Annotated in this window: 12 protein-coding genes; 6 read left to right on the top strand and 6 right to left on the bottom strand. The window is 60.6% G+C overall.

Annotated features, from left to right (window positions below):
• Window positions 1-65: 65 nt before the first annotated feature.
• Window positions 66-2,441, bottom strand: coding sequence for a phosphoenolpyruvate synthase (ppsA, locus tag AB4N82_RS17450; protein WP_032887588.1), 2,376 nt, complete (start codon window positions 2,439-2,441; stop codon window positions 66-68).
• A 178-nt stretch (window positions 2,442-2,619) separates the two neighbouring features.
• Between ppsA and ppsR the strand changes: the two genes are divergently transcribed.
• Window positions 2,620-3,438: a posphoenolpyruvate synthetase regulatory kinase/phosphorylase PpsR gene (gene ppsR / locus AB4N82_RS17445; RefSeq protein ID WP_027603681.1), complete on the top strand. Its 819-nt coding sequence runs from the start codon at window positions 2,620-2,622 to the stop codon at window positions 3,436-3,438.
• Between the two features lie 115 nt (window positions 3,439-3,553).
• Here the strand turns inward: ppsR and AB4N82_RS17440 are convergent, their stop codons facing one another.
• On the bottom strand, window positions 3,554-4,978 hold the full coding sequence (locus tag AB4N82_RS17440; RefSeq protein WP_122764541.1) for an aminotransferase-like domain-containing protein: 1,425 nt from the start codon (window positions 4,976-4,978) through the stop codon (window positions 3,554-3,556).
• Between the two features lie 160 nt (window positions 4,979-5,138).
• Here AB4N82_RS17440 and AB4N82_RS17435 point away from each other — a divergent pair, with 160 nt between their 5' ends.
• Genes AB4N82_RS17435 through AB4N82_RS17415 form a run of 5 tightly spaced genes read left to right on the top strand, consistent with a single transcriptional unit; the run spans window position 5,139 to window position 10,609 of the window.
• Window positions 5,139-6,032 carry a DMT family transporter gene (locus AB4N82_RS17435; RefSeq protein ID WP_160385034.1) on the top strand — a complete coding sequence of 298 codons (894 nt, stop codon included), beginning with the start codon at window positions 5,139-5,141 and terminating at the stop codon, window positions 6,030-6,032.
• Between the two features lie 23 nt (window positions 6,033-6,055).
• Window positions 6,056-7,918, top strand: coding sequence for a molybdopterin-synthase adenylyltransferase MoeB (gene moeB / locus AB4N82_RS17430; RefSeq protein ID WP_460102378.1), 1,863 nt, complete (start codon window positions 6,056-6,058; stop codon window positions 7,916-7,918).
• 15 nt (window positions 7,919-7,933) lie between these two features.
• Complete coding sequence (locus AB4N82_RS17425) at window positions 7,934-8,848, top strand: PLP-dependent cysteine synthase family protein (protein WP_032887582.1); 915 nt, start codon at window positions 7,934-7,936, stop codon at window positions 8,846-8,848.
• A 37-nt stretch (window positions 8,849-8,885) separates the two neighbouring features.
• Entirely contained in the window at window positions 8,886-9,878 is a 993-nt protein-coding gene (locus AB4N82_RS17420; protein WP_032887580.1) for a serine O-acetyltransferase, read from the top strand.
• A 2-nt stretch (window positions 9,879-9,880) separates the two neighbouring features.
• On the top strand, window positions 9,881-10,609 hold the full coding sequence (locus AB4N82_RS17415; protein ID WP_032887578.1) for an alanyl-tRNA editing protein: 729 nt from the start codon (window positions 9,881-9,883) through the stop codon (window positions 10,607-10,609).
• Between the two features lie 75 nt (window positions 10,610-10,684).
• Here AB4N82_RS17415 and prpD read toward each other — a convergent pair whose 3' ends face one another.
• The 4 genes from prpD to prpC form a co-directional block, all read right to left on the bottom strand.
• The gene (gene prpD, locus AB4N82_RS17410; RefSeq protein ID WP_122764539.1) at window positions 10,685-12,169 is read right to left on the bottom strand and encodes a 2-methylcitrate dehydratase; all 1,485 of its coding nucleotides are present in this window, start codon (window positions 12,167-12,169) and stop codon (window positions 10,685-10,687) included.
• A 221-nt stretch (window positions 12,170-12,390) separates the two neighbouring features.
• On the bottom strand, window positions 12,391-13,581 hold the full coding sequence (gene prpF, locus AB4N82_RS17405; protein ID WP_095185342.1) for a 2-methylaconitate cis-trans isomerase PrpF: 1,191 nt from the start codon (window positions 13,579-13,581) through the stop codon (window positions 12,391-12,393).
• A gap of 10 nt (window positions 13,582-13,591) precedes the next feature.
• A complete protein-coding gene (gene acnD / locus AB4N82_RS17400; RefSeq protein ID WP_032887573.1) occupies window positions 13,592-16,186 on the bottom strand; it encodes a Fe/S-dependent 2-methylisocitrate dehydratase AcnD in 2,595 nt (864 codons plus the stop codon).
• A 209-nt stretch (window positions 16,187-16,395) separates the two neighbouring features.
• The gene (prpC, locus tag AB4N82_RS17395; RefSeq protein ID WP_032887571.1) at window positions 16,396-17,523 is read right to left on the bottom strand and encodes a bifunctional 2-methylcitrate synthase/citrate synthase; all 1,128 of its coding nucleotides are present in this window, start codon (window positions 17,521-17,523) and stop codon (window positions 16,396-16,398) included.
• Window positions 17,524-17,554: the final 31 nt, after the last annotated feature.

The following is a 17,554-nucleotide window of genomic DNA, read 5'->3' as shown; positions in this document are numbered from 1 at the left end:
CGCCCTGCACAGATAAGAATGCCGGTCACCCACAACGAGTGACCGGCACTTTTGACGTAGCGACTTTAGGCGGACGCTTGGCCTTCCGCCAGGAAGAACCAGGTTTCCAGCACGGAGTCGGGGTTCAGCGAGACACTTTCGATGCCCTGTTCCATCAGCCAACGGGCCAGGTCAGGATGGTCGGAAGGGCCTTGGCCGCAGATGCCGATGTACTTGCCGGCCTTGTTACAGGCCTGGATAGCATTGGACAGCAGCTTCTTAACCGCAGGGTTACGCTCGTCGAACAGGTGAGCGATGATCCCGGAATCGCGGTCCAGGCCCAGGGTCAGTTGGGTCAGGTCGTTGGAACCGATGGAGAAACCGTCGAAGAACTCCAGGAACTCTTCGGCCAGGATGGCGTTGGACGGCAGTTCGCACATCATGATGACGCGCAGACCGTTTTCACCACGGGACAAACCGTTTTCAGCCAGCAGGTCCACCACTTGGCTCGCTTCGCCCAGGGTTCGGACGAACGGCACCATGATCTCGACGTTGGTCAGCCCCATCTCATTACGTACACGTTTCAGCGCGCGGCATTCCAGCTCGAAGCAATCACGGAACGCTTCGCTGATGTAACGCGAGGCGCCACGGAAACCCAGCATTGGGTTTTCTTCTTCCGGCTCGTAAAGCTTGCCGCCGATCAGGTTCGCGTATTCGTTGGACTTGAAGTCCGACAGGCGCACGATGACCTTTTTCGGGTAGAACGCCGCCGCCAAGGTGCTGATGCCTTCCACCAGCTTCTCGACGTAGAAGCCCACCGGGTCGTTGTAACCGGCGATGCGCTTGTCGACGCTTTCCTTGATATCCAGCGGCAGGCCGTCGTAGTTCAACAGCGCCTTGGGGTGCACGCCGATCATGCGGTTGATGATGAACTCCAGGCGGGCCAAGCCCACACCGGCGTTCGGCAACTGCGCGAAATCGAAGGCACGGTCCGGGTTGCCGACGTTCATCATGATCTTGAACGGCAGGTCCGGCATGGCGTCGATGGAGTTTTGCTTGATGTCAAAGCCCAGTTCGCCTTCGAAGATGAAACCGGTGTCGCCTTCGGCACAGGACACGGTCACGCCTTGACCATCCTTCAACAGTTGGGTGGCGTTGCCGCAACCTACAACTGCCGGAATGCCCAGCTCACGAGCGATGATCGCCGCGTGGCAGGTACGCCCGCCACGGTTGGTGACGATAGCGCTGGCACGCTTCATCACTGGTTCCCAGTCCGGGTCGGTCATGTCGGAGACCAGTACGTCGCCTGGCTGGACCTTGTCCATCTCGGACACGTCCTTGATGATCCGCACCTTGCCGGCGCCGATGCGCTGGCCGATGGCACGGCCTTCCACCAGCACGGTGCCGGTTTCCTTGAGCAGGTAGCGCTCCATGACGTTGGCCGAAGTGCGGCTCTTCACGGTTTCCGGACGGGCCTGCACGATGTACAGCTTGCCGTCGTCGCCGTCTTTGGCCCATTCGATGTCCATCGGGCACTTGTAGTGCTTTTCGATGATCATCGCTTGCTTGGCCAACTCGCTGACTTCCGCGTCGGACAGGCAGAAGCGTGCACGCTCGGCCTTGTCCACATCAACGGTTTTCACCGAACGACCGGCCTTGGCCTCGTCGCCGTAGATCATCTTGATGGCTTTGCTGCCCAGGTTGCGGCGCAGGATGGCGGGACGGCCAGCTTCAAGGGTGTGCTTGTGTACGTAGAATTCATCCGGGTTGACCGCGCCCTGTACGACGGTTTCGCCCAGGCCGTAGGCGCCGGTGATAAACACCACGTCACGGAAGCCCGACTCGGTATCCAGGGTGAACATCACGCCGGCGGTGCCGGTTTCCGAACGCACCATGCGCTGCACACCGGCAGACAAAGCCACCAGCTTGTGGTCGAAACCTTGGTGTACGCGGTAGGAAATGGCGCGATCGTTAAAGAGAGAGGCAAACACTTCCTTGGCGGCGCGGATCACGTTTTCCACGCCACGAATATTAAGGAAGGTTTCTTGCTGACCGGCGAAGGAGGCGTCGGGCAAGTCTTCGGCAGTGGCCGAGGAGCGCACGGCGACAGCCATGTCCGGGTTGCCGGCCGACAATGTGGCGAAGGCGGTGCGGATTTCTTCGTTGAGCTTCTCGGGGAACTCGGCGTCCATGATCCATTGGCGGATCTGGCTGCCGGTCTTGGCCAGGGCATTGACGTCATCGACGTCCAGGGCGTCCAGCGCGGCGTGGATCTGAGCGTTCAGGCCGCTCAGTTCGAGGAAATCGCGGTAAGCCTGGGCCGTGGTGGCGAAACCACCGGGCACCGAGACACCAGCGCCTGCAAGATTACTGATCATCTCGCCGAGGGATGCGTTCTTGCCCCCCACGTGCTCTACATCATGGACGCCGAGCTTATCGAGGGAAACTACGTACTCTACCAAGGTGATCTCTCCACTTTCTGTGTTGGAAAAGCTCAGGACGCCGGCGGCTCAGTAGGAGCTAACGCCCGCGCTTGTGGCCTGGACCTGGAAAATAAGTGAGAATGCGGCCCACTGCGGGACGGCAAAATCGCGCCTATCATATCCAAGATTCGCCATCAGCTTAAGGCCCAGGGCTCAAATGAAACGATCTGCTTTCTTTATCTCCGACGGCACCGGCATTACAGCCGAAACATTGGGTCAGAGCCTGCTCGCGCAGTTCGAAAACAATACCTTCGCCAAATTCACGCGGCCCTATATCGACAGCGTGGATAAAGCGCGGGCCATGGTACAACAAATCAATCTTGCGGCTGAAAAAGACGGCTTTCGGCCGATCATTTTCGACACCATCGTCAATCAAGACATCCGTGAGATTCTCGCAACGTCGAATGGTTTCATGATCGACATCTTCTCGACCTTCCTGGCGCCGTTGGAGCAGGAGCTGAGCGAACACTCCTCCTACTCCGTAGGAAAGTCCCATTCCATTGGGCATAACTCCAACTATATGGAGCGTATCGAGGCGGTGAACTTCGCCCTCGACAACGACGATGGCGCCCGCACGCATTACTACGACAAAGCCGACCTGATCCTGGTGGGCGTGTCGCGCTGCGGCAAAACGCCCACCTGTCTGTACATGGCCATGCAATTCGGCATCCGCGCGGCCAACTACCCGCTGACCGAAGACGACATGGAGCACCTGACACTTCCGGCCGCCCTGCGCGCTCACTCCCACAAGCTGTTCGGCCTGACCATCGACCCGGACCGACTCACCGCCATCCGCAACGAGCGCAAGCCCAACAGCCGCTATTCAAGCTACGCCCAGTGCGAGTTTGAAGTGCGCGAAGTGGAAAATCTGTTCCGTCGCGAGAATATTGCGCACATCAATTCCACGCATTTTTCGGTGGAAGAGATTTCCGCGAAGATTCTGGTGGAGAAAGGTGTGGAGCGCAGGTTCAAATAACCTGTGGGAGGGGGCTTGTTACCGATGGCGGCGTGTCAGTTGACAGATTAATTGACTGATCCACCGCCATCGGGGGCAAGCCCCCTTCCACATTTGGGTCGGCGTACATTCAACTCTACAGATGGAACCTGCCCCCGCCCTGCCCCAACGCCGTCGCCAACGCATCAAACCCCGCTCGCAACAACTGATCATCTCCCGAGGTATTGCAGATACTCGCCCGAATAAACTGCGGGACCGCCGTCTGCCCTACGGCAAATGCTTCGGCGGTGGCGATCAGGTAATTGTTCTGCTTGAGCTCCGCCTCGATTTCCGACGCACGCCACGGCTCCGGCACTTCAATCCAGAAGTGCGGGCTATTGAGATGGGTGCGGTAAGCCAGGCCTTCCAGCAGGTCACTCACCAAGGCTTTACGCCGGCTGATCTCGTTGATCTGTTGGCGCAGCAGGTATTCGGCCGTGCCATTTTCGATCCATTGCGTGGCTAGTTCCAAGGTCACCGGCGTAGCCATCCAGCACGTAGAACGTAAGGCCGCCGAAATACGGCTGACCAACGCCGGCGGCGCATGCACATAGCCCACGCGCAGCCCGGCGGAAACGGCTTTGCTCAGGCTGCTGATCAAAATCGTGCGCTCGGGGGCGAAATGGCTGAGGGGCGGCGGCCGGTCTTCGACTAATACTCCATGAGCTTCGTCTTCAAGGATCAGCAGATTGTGCTCGCGGCACACCTTGACCAGCGCTTCGCGGCGCGCCACCGATAACACGGCGGTGGTGGGGTTCTGGATCGTCGGCGTGCAGTACAGCGCCGAAATCCGGTGATTTCGACAGACTTCGTCCAGCGCATTCGGCAACACGCCCTCGTCATCCATATCCAGGCCGATCAGGCGGATGCCAAGCATACGCGCCGCGGTGATCAAGCCTGGATACGTCAGTTGCTCGGTCACCACCGTATCGCCGGCCCGCAGCAGCGCCATCATCGCGCAGAGCAGGCCGTGCTGGCCGCCATTGACGCAGATGACCTGCTCGGGAATCGGATGAAAATCCCTCTGCACCAGCCATTGCGCACCCGCTTCGCGGTAGCGCGGCAGGCCAGCGTCCGGGGTATAGGCGCTGATGTCCTGAAGGAACTTGGCGTTGGTCGATAAGGTTTGGAAGCTCTGGGCCAGGAACGCCGTCTCCTGCCCGGGGATATGCATGTTGCGGCTCATATCGAAGTACTGGCGCGGCTCCTCGCTGACGTTGCGAAAGCCTTCATCGCGCTGGCGCTCCATCCCACGCTTGCGCACGAATGTTCCGTCACCGACTCGCGCAACCACCAAGCCAAGGCGCTCCAACTCACCGTAGGCCCGGCTGATGGTGCCGATGGTCACACCCAGATTGTCGGAAAGCACCCGATGGGGCGGCAGTTTTCGTCCCGGCTCAATCAAGCCTTCGAGGATGCCCCGTTCCATGACATCGGACAGGCGCTTGTACTTCACGCCCTGACCGTTGGACAAGCCCTCACGCATAATTGACACCATGTCAATATTTGTTTTGACAGCCATCTTTCGCCCTAATAGTGTGCTTTTACGGGTTCAATCGCCGAATTTAATAACTCATTACAAGTTCAATATAGAGTTCAATTCCGGCTCAGGGAAGTAATAAACGATGCCAATGTCCGCCGTTATAGAAAACACCGCCAAAACCAACACCCAAAAACAGTGGTTGGCCGGGCTGATCACCAGTGTGATGTTCCTGATCGTGTGCCTGAGTTGGGGCACGACCTGGCTGGGCATCAAAATTGCCGTGGAAAGCGTCCCGCCACTGACCTCTGCCGGCCTGCGTTTCCTGATCGCGTTCCCGCTGTTCCTGTGTTTTGCCATGGTGCGGCGCGAGCCGATCCTGTTTCCCCGCGAAAGCCGCTGGTTCTTCGTGTTCGTGACCCTTTCCTACTTCAGCGTTCCCTACTACCTGCTCAACTATGGCGAGATGCATGTCTCGTCCGGCCTGACCGCCCTGCTCTTCAGTTGCATGCCGGTATTCATCCTGATTTTCTCCGCGCTATTTCTGCGCGAGCGCATCTACTTTTCCCAAGTGGTCGGCATCGGCATCGGCTTCGGCAGCCTCTACATGATCATCAGGAGCCAGGGATTGCACCTGGACCACGCCGAGTTCTTCGGCGTACTGGCGATTCTGACCGCCGCGATCATGCATGCCTTGTGCTACGTGATTACCAAGCAGAAAGGCAGCGCCATCAGCGTGATCACCTACAACACCCTGCCCATCGGCATCGCCGGGCTGATGCTGTTCGTCGCCGGGCTGTGGTTTGAAACACCCACCTTTGAAGACATCACCCTGCGCTCCTGGAGTGCCCTGTTCTACCTCGGACTGGTGGCCTCGGTGGGCGGGTTCATCGTGTACTTCATGCTGCTCAAGCGCTTGAGCCCGATCATCCTGTCGTTCGTGTTCATCATCTTCCCGGTGTTCGCGGTGATCATCGGCGCCTGGTACGAAGGCGTGGCGATTTCACGCGACCTGATGCTGTATTCGGCCATCCTGCTGGCTGGCTTTGCGATCACCAAGTTGCCGATTGAAAAACTCATGGCCAAGAAAAATTGACCCACAACCAACGCGAGAGAAACATGGAAGTCCTCCGCCCCACCGCCCTGGAACACATCTACGCCCACGCCAGCCGCAGCTATCCCGAGGAATGCTGTGGCTACGTCTTTGCCGACGGCAGCGTGTACCTGGGCAGCAATATCCAAAATGAATTGCACCACAAGAACCCCGAGATGTACCCGCGCAGCGCGGCCAGCGGCTACACCTTCTCGGTGGCCGACACCCTGCTGCTGAACAAGGCATTTCGCGGCGACAACCCCGTGGTGGTGATCTACCACTCCCACCCGGACGTCGGCGCGTATTTCAGCGACGAGGACCAGGACAAGGCGCTGTTCCTGGGCGAGCCGATCTACCCCGTGAGCTATCTGGTGGTGGATGTTCGCCAGGGCCAGGCCCTCGGTTCCAAGTTATTTGCCTGGGATGGCAAACATTTCGCCCTTCAACCCTTCAACGACCTGCACACGGAGGTGTCCATGAACGCTGTCTCTTTCCCCGATATCCTGGTTCGCGTGGCCAAGCTGCCGGAATCGACCCTTGAGAGCACCGGATCGACATTGCGCGAAGTCATTGAAAACCTCTGCACCAGCCACCCGCAGTTGCGTGCGCACCTGTTTCACGAGAAGAACAACCAGCTCAAGGAACACTTCCTGTTTACCGCCGAAGAAGAGCTGATCGGTGCCGACGAACCCTTGCCGGAACAAGCCAAAATCGAAGTGTTGCTCGCCACGTCCGGCGGCATAGACCTCGACACTCTGAGCAACGAGGAAGTACAGCGTTACGTGCGCCACATCACCCTGCCGGGCGTCGGCCGCGAAGGCCAGTTGAACCTGAAAAAAGCCAAGGTATTGATCATCGGCACCGGTGGCCTGGGCTCACCCATCAGCCTGTACCTGGCGGCGGCCGGTGTCGGCACTCTGGGCCTGGTGGATTTCGATGTGGTGGAAAGCAGCAACCTGCAACGCCAAATCGTCCACGGCAACAGCACCCTCGGCATGCCCAAGGTCGAATCCGCCAAGCAACGCCTGCAAGACCTCAACAGTCATATCCAGATCAACGCCCACGACACCGCCCTGAATGCCGACAATGCCCTGGAGTTGGTGGGTGCCTATGACCTGGTGATCGACGGCACCGACAATTTCGACACCCGCTACCTGGTCAATGACGCCTGCGTACAGCTTGGAAAACCCTTGGTGTATGGCGCCATTTACCGTTTCGACGGGCAGATCAGCGTCCTCAACTACAAGGGCGGGCCGTGCTACCGCTGCCTGTTCCCCAGCGCACCGCCCGCAGAGCTGGCACCCAATTGCAGCGCCGGTGGCGTGATAGGCGTACTGCCCGGCGTGGTGGGGATGATCCAGGCCACCGAGGCCATCAAGCTGTTGATCGGCATTGGCGAGCCGCTGTCCGGGCGCTTGATGCGCTTCGATGCGCTGGCGATGAAATTCAGTGAAATCCGCTTCAAACGCCGCGCCGACTGCCCGTGCTGCTCCGAACTGCGCCACAGTGAAACGGTCGCGCCAGCCGTGTGCGCCGACACCATGCCCAGCGCACCGTCACTCGCCGAAGAGCGCTACATCAAGCCGCGCGTTCTCAAGCAATTGCTCGAACACCCGCGCAGCGCCGACGTGCTGCTGGACGTGCGCGACGCCAGCGAACTGGAGGTGTGCAAGTTACCGGGGGTGGTGCACATCCCCCTCGCCGAGCTGGACGGTCAACTCGACCGCCTCAGCCGCGACAACACTCATTACCTGATCTGCTACGCCGGCACCCGCGCCGAGCAAGCGGCCAGTACGCTGCTCGCGGCAGGTTTTGCCAACACCAAAGTCCTGCAAGGCGGCATGAAGCACTGGGTTCGCGACGTCGAACCCGACATGCCCTTGTACTGAGTTGAGGACTGACTGATGTTGCATAACTCGATCCTCGATGCCATCGGCCACACGCCCATCGTGCGTCTGGCGCAGTTTTCCGAAGACCTCGGCATCGAGGTCTACGCCAAGCTCGAATCCCTCAACCCCGGCGGCAGCCACAAGGCGCGCATCGCCCTCGGCATGATCCTCGACGCCGAGCGCCGGGGCGTGCTGATGCGCGATTCCGGGCAAACCATCATCGAGCCCAGTGGCGGCAACACCGGCATCGGCCTGGTGATGGCCGGTAACGTGCTGGGCTACAAGGTGGTGCTGGTGATTCCCGACAACTACAGCCCTGAAAAACAGAAGCTGCTGCGCCTGTACGGCGCCAAGGTGGTGCTGTCGGACAGCCGCCTGGGCAACAATTCCCACGGTGAAAAATGCATGGAGTTGCAGCTGGAAAACCCCAACTACGTGATGCTCAACCAGCAACGTAACGGCGCCAACCCGCAGACTCACCGCGACACCACCGCGCCGGAAATCCTCCGCGCCTTTGGTGATCGCCGCGTGGACTACTTCGTCAGCGGCATCGGCACCGGTGGCCATATCACCGGTATCGGCGAAACCCTCAAAGCCGCCTGGCCGGCACTACGCGTAATGGGCGTGGAACCGGAAGAATGTGACCTGCTGAAAAACCAACACGCGCCGCACCATATCCAGGGCCTGTCGATTGGGCTGATCCCGAGCATCCTCAACCTCGATGTGATTGACGGCATGCTCAAGGTTTCGCGCCAAGACTGCATCGACATGATGAAACGCATCATGCGCACCGACGCCATCAGCCTGGGCCTCTCCTCCGCCGCCAACATGGTGGCCGTCGCCAGGCTTGCCCCCGAACTGCCGCCCGAAACGGTGGTGTTGACCATGGTCTACGACAATGCCGACAGCTACCTGCCCAGCTTCGAATAACCGGTTTTCCAACCAGCCAGAATGCGGGGGTTCCTCCATGGGCGGCTTTATCGACATGCAACACCTGCATGATGAGTTGCTCACCCAACTCATCAAGACCCTGACGCCTGCGCAAATGAAACAGTTGGAACCGCACCTGGCGCCGCTGATCCAGAGCGCCGCCCAATCGGTGGCCGAAGACCTGATCGCCTATGCCTACCGCGACCCGGCTTCACGCGGTCGCGGCGAGCTGATTCTGGAATCCTATGCCTCGTTCAAGGCGGTGCTGTATTACCGGCTTGCGCACCTGGTGTGGAATTTCCCCGACCAGACCAACGGCGTGTTCTCGCGCATCGCCCTCAAGCTCAGCAACCAGGGCAAAGTGCTGTCCGGCGCCGAGATACACCCGGCGGCGCGCATCGGCCGGCGCTTTGTGCTGGACCACGGCTACGGCACGGTCATCGGTGAAACCTGCGAGATCGGCAACGACTGCTACATCCTCTGCGGCGTGACCCTCGGCGCTCGGGGCATTGCCAACAACCCTGACGGCAAGCGCCATCCACGCCTGGGCAACAACGTCGAAGTCGGCTCCGGTGCCCGGGTGCTGGGGTATGTGTTAATTGGCGATAACGTGTTTATCAGCCCGTCCTGCGTGATCACCCAGGACGTGCCCGCCGGGACCAAGGTCAAGGTGGTCAACCAGATCCAACTGCAGAAAAACGATGAATCGGACCACAGCAGCTACCTTGGCGCCTTCGCCCTGGAGGAGCGCTTGCACGTGGTCGGCGAGGTCAACGCCAGCCACAAGGTGACGGTGCTGGATGCCGACTTCCACCCTTTGCCTGGGCTGATGCTGGAGCCGACAGTGAAGGAGCGTCATCACCTCCAATTTCGTCTGCACCGGGTCGAAGCCGGCAATCAACTGCCGCGCCTGCCGCTGAACCTGAAAATCTGCGGCCCGGAATTTGAAATAACCCTGCTTTCCCCCCCTGGCTTGAGTGCAATGGTGCGCCACCTGTTGCAAGCCAGCCCACTGATCGTCGGAGGTTGAACATGTCCGTGCACTCCATGGAAACCCTGGCGCTGTATGACAGCGCGCCCTACCAGAACGCATTCAGCGCCCGGGTGATTGCCGTAAGCGAACACGGCATTGCCCTGGAGCACACACTGTTCTACCCCACCGGCGGCGGACAGCCGGGCGATACCGGCCACTTGACCTTACCCGATGGTACGCGGGTCGAAGTGATCGGCACCGTACGCGACCAAGTACTGCGCTCGATCATCTGGCACCAGGTTGAACACTGCCCCGAGCAACTGGTTGCCGGAGTACAGGTGGATGCCGGGCTGGATTGGGCACGGCGCTACCAGCACATGAAAATGCACACCTGCCTGCATTTGTTGTGCTCGCTCATCGATGCACCGGTAACGGGCTGCAGCATCAGTGCCGACAAAGGTCGCCTGGATTTCGACCTGCCGGAAATGACCCTCGACAAAGACAGCATCACCCGCGACCTCAACGCGCTGATCGAACAGGCTCACCCGGTGAAAACCCTGTCGATGGCTGCCACGGAATACTCCACCCTGTTGCAGATCACCCGCACCCAAGCGGTCGCCCCCCCGGTGATCCAAGGTTCGGTACGGGTGATTGAAATTGCCGGGATCGACATCCAGCCGTGCGGCGGCACCCACGTGATCAACACTGAGGAAATCGGCCGGGTGTTCTGCGAAAAGATCGAGAAGAAGAGTAAGCACAATCGCCGGGTGATCCTGCGGTTCGAATGAACGCAATTCAAATGTGGGAGGGGGCAAGTCGAATCGTCGCGCCGCCCTCCCACATTTTTAGTTTTGCGTCGCCTGCTAGATCACGAACAGGTCCATGAAGCGGTTTACAGCTGTGGCCTCAAGCTTCGCCTGGTCCTTGCACAACGCAAAGATCTCAGCGCTGCGTTGCGCGGTAAACCGCGTCGCCAGGTTGGCCTTGAACTTGTCTTCCAGCAACGGGATGCCATTCACGCGCCGGCGACGATGGCCGATGGGATATTCCACCGCCACCTGCTGGGTGCTGGAGCCATCCTTGAAGAACACCTGCACTGCATTGGCGATGGAACGTTTGTCGGCCTCCAGGTATTCGCGGCTGTAGCGTGGGTCTTCGACAATGACCATCTTGTCGCGCAGCTCATCAATGATCGGGTGGGCTGCATGGAATTCATCTTCGTACTGCTCGGCCACCAGATTGCCGAACGCCAGAGGCACGGCGGTCATGTATTGCAAACAGTGGTCGCGATCAGCGGCGTTGGCCAACTGGCCCACCTTGGAAATGATGCGGATCGCCGACTCATGGGTAGTGATCACGATGCGCTCGATCTCATGCAGTCGATGTTTGACCTGAGGATGCAAAGTCACCGCCGCTTCGCAGGCTGTTTGCGCATGGAACTCGGCGGGGAAGCTGATCTTGAACAGCACGTTTTCCATCACATAGGTGCCGTATGCCTGGGAAAGGCTGAACGCGCGCTTGTCCTCGGGCTTGAGCGCCAGGTCCTTGTTGGTGTGGCTGAACAACACGTCGTAAAAGCCCCACTGCGGCGCGCTCAAGACACCAGGAATGCCCATCTCGCCACGCAGCGCGATATCCGCCAGGCGCACGCCACGGCTTGATGCATCACCCGCCGCCCAGGATTTTCGCGAGCCGGCATTCGGCGCATGGCGGTAAGTGCGCAGCGCTTGCCCATCCACAAACGCGTGGGACAAGGCCGCCAGCAGTTGCTCACGGGTGGCGCCCATCAGCTTGGCAGTGACCGCCGTCGAGGCGACTTTGACCAGCAGCACATGGTCGAGGCCGACACGGTTGAACGAGTTTTCCAGCGCGATAACGCCCTGAATTTCGTGGGCCATGATCATCGCTTCCAACACCGCACGCACGGTCAGCGGCGCATCTCCATTGGCCACACGTTTTTGCGACAGGTGATCGGCCACGGCCAGAATGCCACCGAGGTTATCCGAAGGGTGGCCCCATTCAGCGGCGAGCCAGGTGTCGTTGTAGTCGAGCCAACGCACGATGCAGCCAATGTCCCAGGCGGCCTTGACCGGATCCAGGCGCAACGACGTGCCCGGCACTCGCGCACCGAACGGCACCACCGTGCCCTCGACGATCGGCCCCAGGTGCTTGGTGCACTCGGGAAAACGCAGCGCCAGGAGACCGCAACCGAGGGTGTCCATCAGGCAGTTGCGGGCAGTGTCGAGGGCCGCTGGGGAGTCGATCCGGTAGGTGAGGACGTAGTCGGCGATGTCCTGCAGAACCTGGTCGTAGTCGGGGCGGTTGTTCTGGTCGACGTTGGTGCTCATGGCAGATCTCCAAAGTGAGTTAGGGTTGTTGCATCCTCAGGGTCAGGGTTGATCGTTTCGCAGGTCTGAATGCCTGCTTATGACTGTGGGGGGGGCGGTGCGACGATTCGACTTGCCCCCGATGGCGATGGGTCAGTGATGAATGGGTCGACTGACGCACCGCTATCAAGGGCAAGTCGAATCGTCGCACCGCCCCTCCCACAAGGGATTGGTGTTGGACTTTAGAAAGAGTCGCCGGGTACGCGGACGAAACCTTCCATCAACACCCGTGCACTGCGGCTCATGATGGCTTTCTTCACCACCCACTCACCGTTCACCTGGGTGGCTTCAGCCCCCACGCGCAACGTGCCGGACGGATGCCCGAAGCGCACCGCATTACGTTCAATGCCGCCTGCGGCAAGGTTGACCAGCGTCCCGGAAATCGCCGCCGCCGTGCCAATCGCCACGGCAGCCGTGCCCATCATGGCGTGGTGCAGCTTGCCCATGGACAGGGCGCGCACCAGCAAATCCACATCGCCAGCCTTGATCGCCTTGCCGCTGGACGCCACGTAATCCGCAGGCTTGGCCACAAATGCGACCTTCGGCGTGTGCTGGCGCTGGGCGGCTTCGTCCAGGTGTTTGATCAGGCCCATGCGCAACGCGCCATAGGCCCGCACGGTCTCGAACATGGCCAAAGCCTTGGGGTCGCCGTTGATCGCGCCTTGCAGCTCGGTGCCGGTGTAGCCGAGGTCTTCGGCGTTGATGAAAATCGTCGGGATGCCGGCGTTGATCAGCGTGGCCTTGAAGGTGCCGACACCGGGCACTTCCAGGTCATCGACCAGGTTGCCGGTGGGAAACATCGAGCCGCCGCCGCCCTCTTCTTCTGCCGCCGGGTCCATGAATTCCAGCTGCACTTCGGCGGCCGGAAAGGTCACGCCGTCCAGTTCGAAGTCGCCGGTTTCCTGCACAGCGCCGTCGGTAATCGGCACGTGGGCGATGATGGTCTTGCCGATATTGGCCTGCCACACACGCACCACGGCCACGCCGTTGTGCGGAATGCGAGCCGGGTCGACCAACCCGGCGGTGATGGCGAACGAACCCACCGCCGCCGACAGGTTGCCGCAGTTGCCGCTCCAGTCGACAAAGGGTTTGTCGATGGAGACTTGGCCAAACAGGTAGTCCACGTCGTGCTCGGCGCGGGTGCTTTTGGCCAGGATCACGCTTTTACTGGTGCTAGATGTGGCGCCGCCCATGCCGTCGATTTGTTTGTCGTAGGGATCGGGGCTGCCGATCACCCGCAACAACAAGGCATCGCGGGCAGCGCCCGGTACCTGCGCCGAGGCGGGCAGGTCCTGGAGGCTGAAAAATACGCCCTTGCTCGTGCCGCCACGCATATAGGTGGCGGGGATCTTGATTTGCGGTACGTGTGCCATGGTCGTCCTCTTAAGCGGTCGCCGCCGATTCCAGGAAGTCCTGGGCAAAACGTTGCAACACGCCGCCCGCCTCGTAGATCGACACTTCTTCGGCGGTGTCGAGGCGGCAGGTCACCGGCACTTCGACACGTTCGCCATTCTTGCGGTTGATCACCAGGGTCAACTGCGCACGCGGGGTGCGCTCGCCGACCACGTCATAGGTTTCACTGCCGTCGATGTGCAAGGTGTGACGGTCGGTTCCCGGCAAAAACTCCAGGGGCAACACGCCCATGCCCACCAGGTTGGTGCGGTGGATGCGCTCGAAACCTTCGGCGGCAATCGCCTCCACACCAGCCAGGCGCACGCCCTTGGCCGCCCAGTCGCGGGACGAGCCCTGGCCGTAATCGGCACCGGCGATGATGATCAGCGGCTGCTTGCGTTCCATGTAGGTTTCGATGGCTTCCCACATCCGCGTAACCTGGCCTTCCGGCTCGATGCGCGCCAGGGAACCCTGTTTGACCTTGCCGTTTTCCACCACCATTTCGTTGAACAGTTTCGGGTTGGCGAACGTTGCGCGCTGCGCGGTCAAATGGTCGCCGCGGTGGGTTGCGTAGGAGTTGAAGTCGACTTCCGGCAGGCCCATTTTCGCCAGGTATTCACCGGCAGCGCTGTCGAGCATGATCGCGTTGGACGGCGACAGGTGATCGGTGGTGATGTTGTCCGGCAGCACCGCCAGCGGGCGCATGCCCTTCAGCGGACGCGCTCCGGCCAGCGCACCTTCCCAATACGGCGGACGGCGGATATACGTGCTCTGCGGACGCCAGTCGTACAGCGGCGCGACTTTGGGGCCGGTGTCTTCGTGGATCGCAAACATCGGGATATACACCGCGCGGAACTGCTCCGGCTTGACCGAGGCCTTGACCACCGCATCGATTTCTTCGTCGCTCGGCCAGATGTCCTGCAGGCGGATTTCCTTGCCGTCGGCGTCGAGGCCGAGCACGTCCTTCTCGATGTCGAAACGGATGGTGCCAGCAATCGCATACGCCACCACCAACGGCGGCGACGCGAGGAAGGCTTGCTTGGCGTAAGGATGAATGCGCCCGTCGAAGTTGCGATTACCCGACAGTACGGCGGTGGCGTAAAGGTCGCGGTCAATGATCTCTTGCTGGATCACCGGGTCGAGCGCGCCGGACATGCCGTTGCAGGTGGTGCAGGCAAACGCCACCACGCCGAAACCGAGCTTATCCAGTTCGTGACCGAGGCCGGCTTCTTCCAGGTACATGGCCACGGTTTTCGAACCGGGTGCCAAGGAGGATTTGACCCACGGCTTGCGCTTGAGCCCCAGCTTGTTGGCATTGCGCGCCAACAGCCCGGCGGCGATCACGTTGCGCGGGTTGCTGGTGTTGGTGCAACTGGTGATGGCGGCGATGATCACCGCGCCATCAGGCATTTGCCCCGGCACTTCATCCCACTGTCCGGAGATACCTTTGGCCGCCAGGTCGCGGGTGGCGACGCGGGCGTGGGGATTGCTCGGGCCGGCCATGTTGCGCACGACGCTGGACAGGTCGAAGGTCAGGCCGCGCTCGTACTGCGCGCCTTTCAAATCATCCGCCCACAGACCGGTGTGGCGCGCATATTGCTCGACCAGCGCGACCTGTTGATCTTCACGGCCGGTGAGTTTCAGGTAGGCGATGGTTTGTTGGTCGATATAAAACATCGCTGCCGTGGCGCCGTATTCCGGGGCCATGTTGGAGATGGTCGCGCGGTCGCCCAAGGTCAGGTTTGATGCGCCTTCGCCAAAGAACTCCAGCCATGCGCCGACGACTTTCTGTTGGCGCAGGAACTCGGTCAGCGCCAGCACCATATCGGTGGCGGTGATGCCCGGCAGCAGCTTGCCCGTCAGCTCGACACCGACGCTTTCCGGCAGGCGCATCCACGAGGCGCGACCGAGCATCACGCTCTCCGCTTCCAGGCCGCCGACGCCAATGGCGATCACGCCCAGAGCATCCACGTGGGGCGTGTGGCTGTCGGTGCCGACGCAGGTATCCGGAAACGCCACGCCGTCACGCACCTGGATCACCGGGGACATTTTCTCCAGGTTGATCTGGTGCATGATGCCATTACCCGGCGGGATCACGTCGACGTTCTTGAAGGCCTTTTTGGTCCACTCGATAAAGTGGAAACGGTCTTCGTTGCGACGGTCTTCAATGGCGCGGTTTTTCTCGAACGCATCGGGGTCAAAACCCCCGGCTTCGACGGCCAGGGAGTGGTCAACGATCAATTGGGTCGGCACCACCGGGTTGACCTGGGCCGGGTCGCCGCCTTGCAGGGCGATGGCATCGCGCAGGCCGGCGAGGTCGACCAGCGCGGTCTGGCCAAGAATGTCGTGGCACACCACACGCGCCGGGAACCAGGGGAAGTCGAGATCGCGCTTGCGTTCGATCAACTGGCTCAGGGAAGCATTGAGAGTGGCCGGGTCGCAGCGGCGCACCAGGTTTTCTGCCAGTACGCGGGAGGTGTAGGGCAAGGTGGCGTAGGCGCCGGGGGTGATTGCTTCGACTGCCGCACGGGCGTCGAAGAAATCCAGGCGGCTGCCGGGGAGCGGTTTGCGAAATTCTGTGTTCATCGTCAGGACTCGGTCACGGTGATTACAAAAGGAAGACCTGGGCCGATCCAGAATTGAAATGCGATTCAAATGTGGGAGGGGCGGTGCGACGTTTCGACTTGCCCCCGATAGCGGTTTATCAGTTGCCATAGGTGTTGAATGACATACCGCCATCGGGAGCAAGCCCCTCCCACACTTTGACCTCATTCCAATCCTGGGATCGTCAGTCTTCAGCGACGTTCGATTGGCACGAACTTGCGCTGTTCGACGCCGGTGTACTCGGCGCTTGGACGGATGATGCGGTTGTTGGCGCGTTGCTCGAATACGTGGGCTGCCCATCCTGTAAGCCGCGAGCACACGAAGATCGGCGTGAACAGCTTGGTCGGAATGCCCATGAAGTGGTACGCCGAGGCATGGTAGAAGTCGGCATTAGGGAAGAGTTTTTTCTGTTCCCACATGGTCTTGTCGATGGCTTCGGACACTGGGAACAGCACGGTGTCGCCCACTTCGTCAGCGAGTTTTTTCGACCAGCCCTTGATCACTTCATTACGCGGGTCGTTGTCTTTGTAGATCGCGTGGCCGAAGCCCATGATCTTGTCTTTGCGCGCCAGCATGCCGAGGGTGCCTTCGACAGCCTCTTCTGCCGAACCGAAACGCTCGATCATTTCCATCGCCGCTTCGTTGGCGCCGCCATGCAGCGGACCGCGCAGGGAGCCAATGGCGGCAGTGACGCAGGAGTAGAGATCGGACAGGGTCGAGGCACACACGCGAGCGGTGAAGGTCGACGCGTTGAATTCGTGCTCGGCGTAAAGGATCAGCGAGACGTTCATGACCTTCTCATGCAGCTCGCTCGGTTTCTCGCCGTGCAGCAGGTGCAGGAAATGACCACCGATACTCGGCTCGTCGGTCACGCAGTCGATGCGCTTACCGTCGTGGCTGAAGCGGTACCAGTAACACATGATTGCCGGGAAGGCGGCGAGCAAGCGGTCGGTGACATCGCGCTGCACGCTGAAGTCTTTTTCCGGCTCGATGTTGCCCAGGAACGAACAACCGGTGCGCATCACGTCCATCGGATGGGCGTCGGCGGGGATGCGTTCCAGCACTTCCTTGAGCGCTTGCGGCAGGTCGCGCAGCTTGCTCAGCTTCTGGCTGTACGCAGCCAGTTCGGCTTTGGTCGGCAATTCGCCGTACAGCAGCAGGTAGGCGACTTCCTCAAACTGCGCATCGGCAGCAAGTTCGCGAACATCGTAGCCGCGGTAGGTCAGGCCGGCACCGGCCTGGCCCACGGTGGACAGTGCAGTTTGCCCGGCGACCTGGCCACGCAGGCCGGCGCCACTCAGTACTTTTGCTTCAGCCATGGATTTTCTCCAATTTTGTCGTTATTCAGGG

The sequence above is a fragment of the Pseudomonas sp. H1_D04 genome (assembly GCF_054683855.1).
This window is presented reverse-complemented; position numbering and strand designations above follow the sequence as displayed.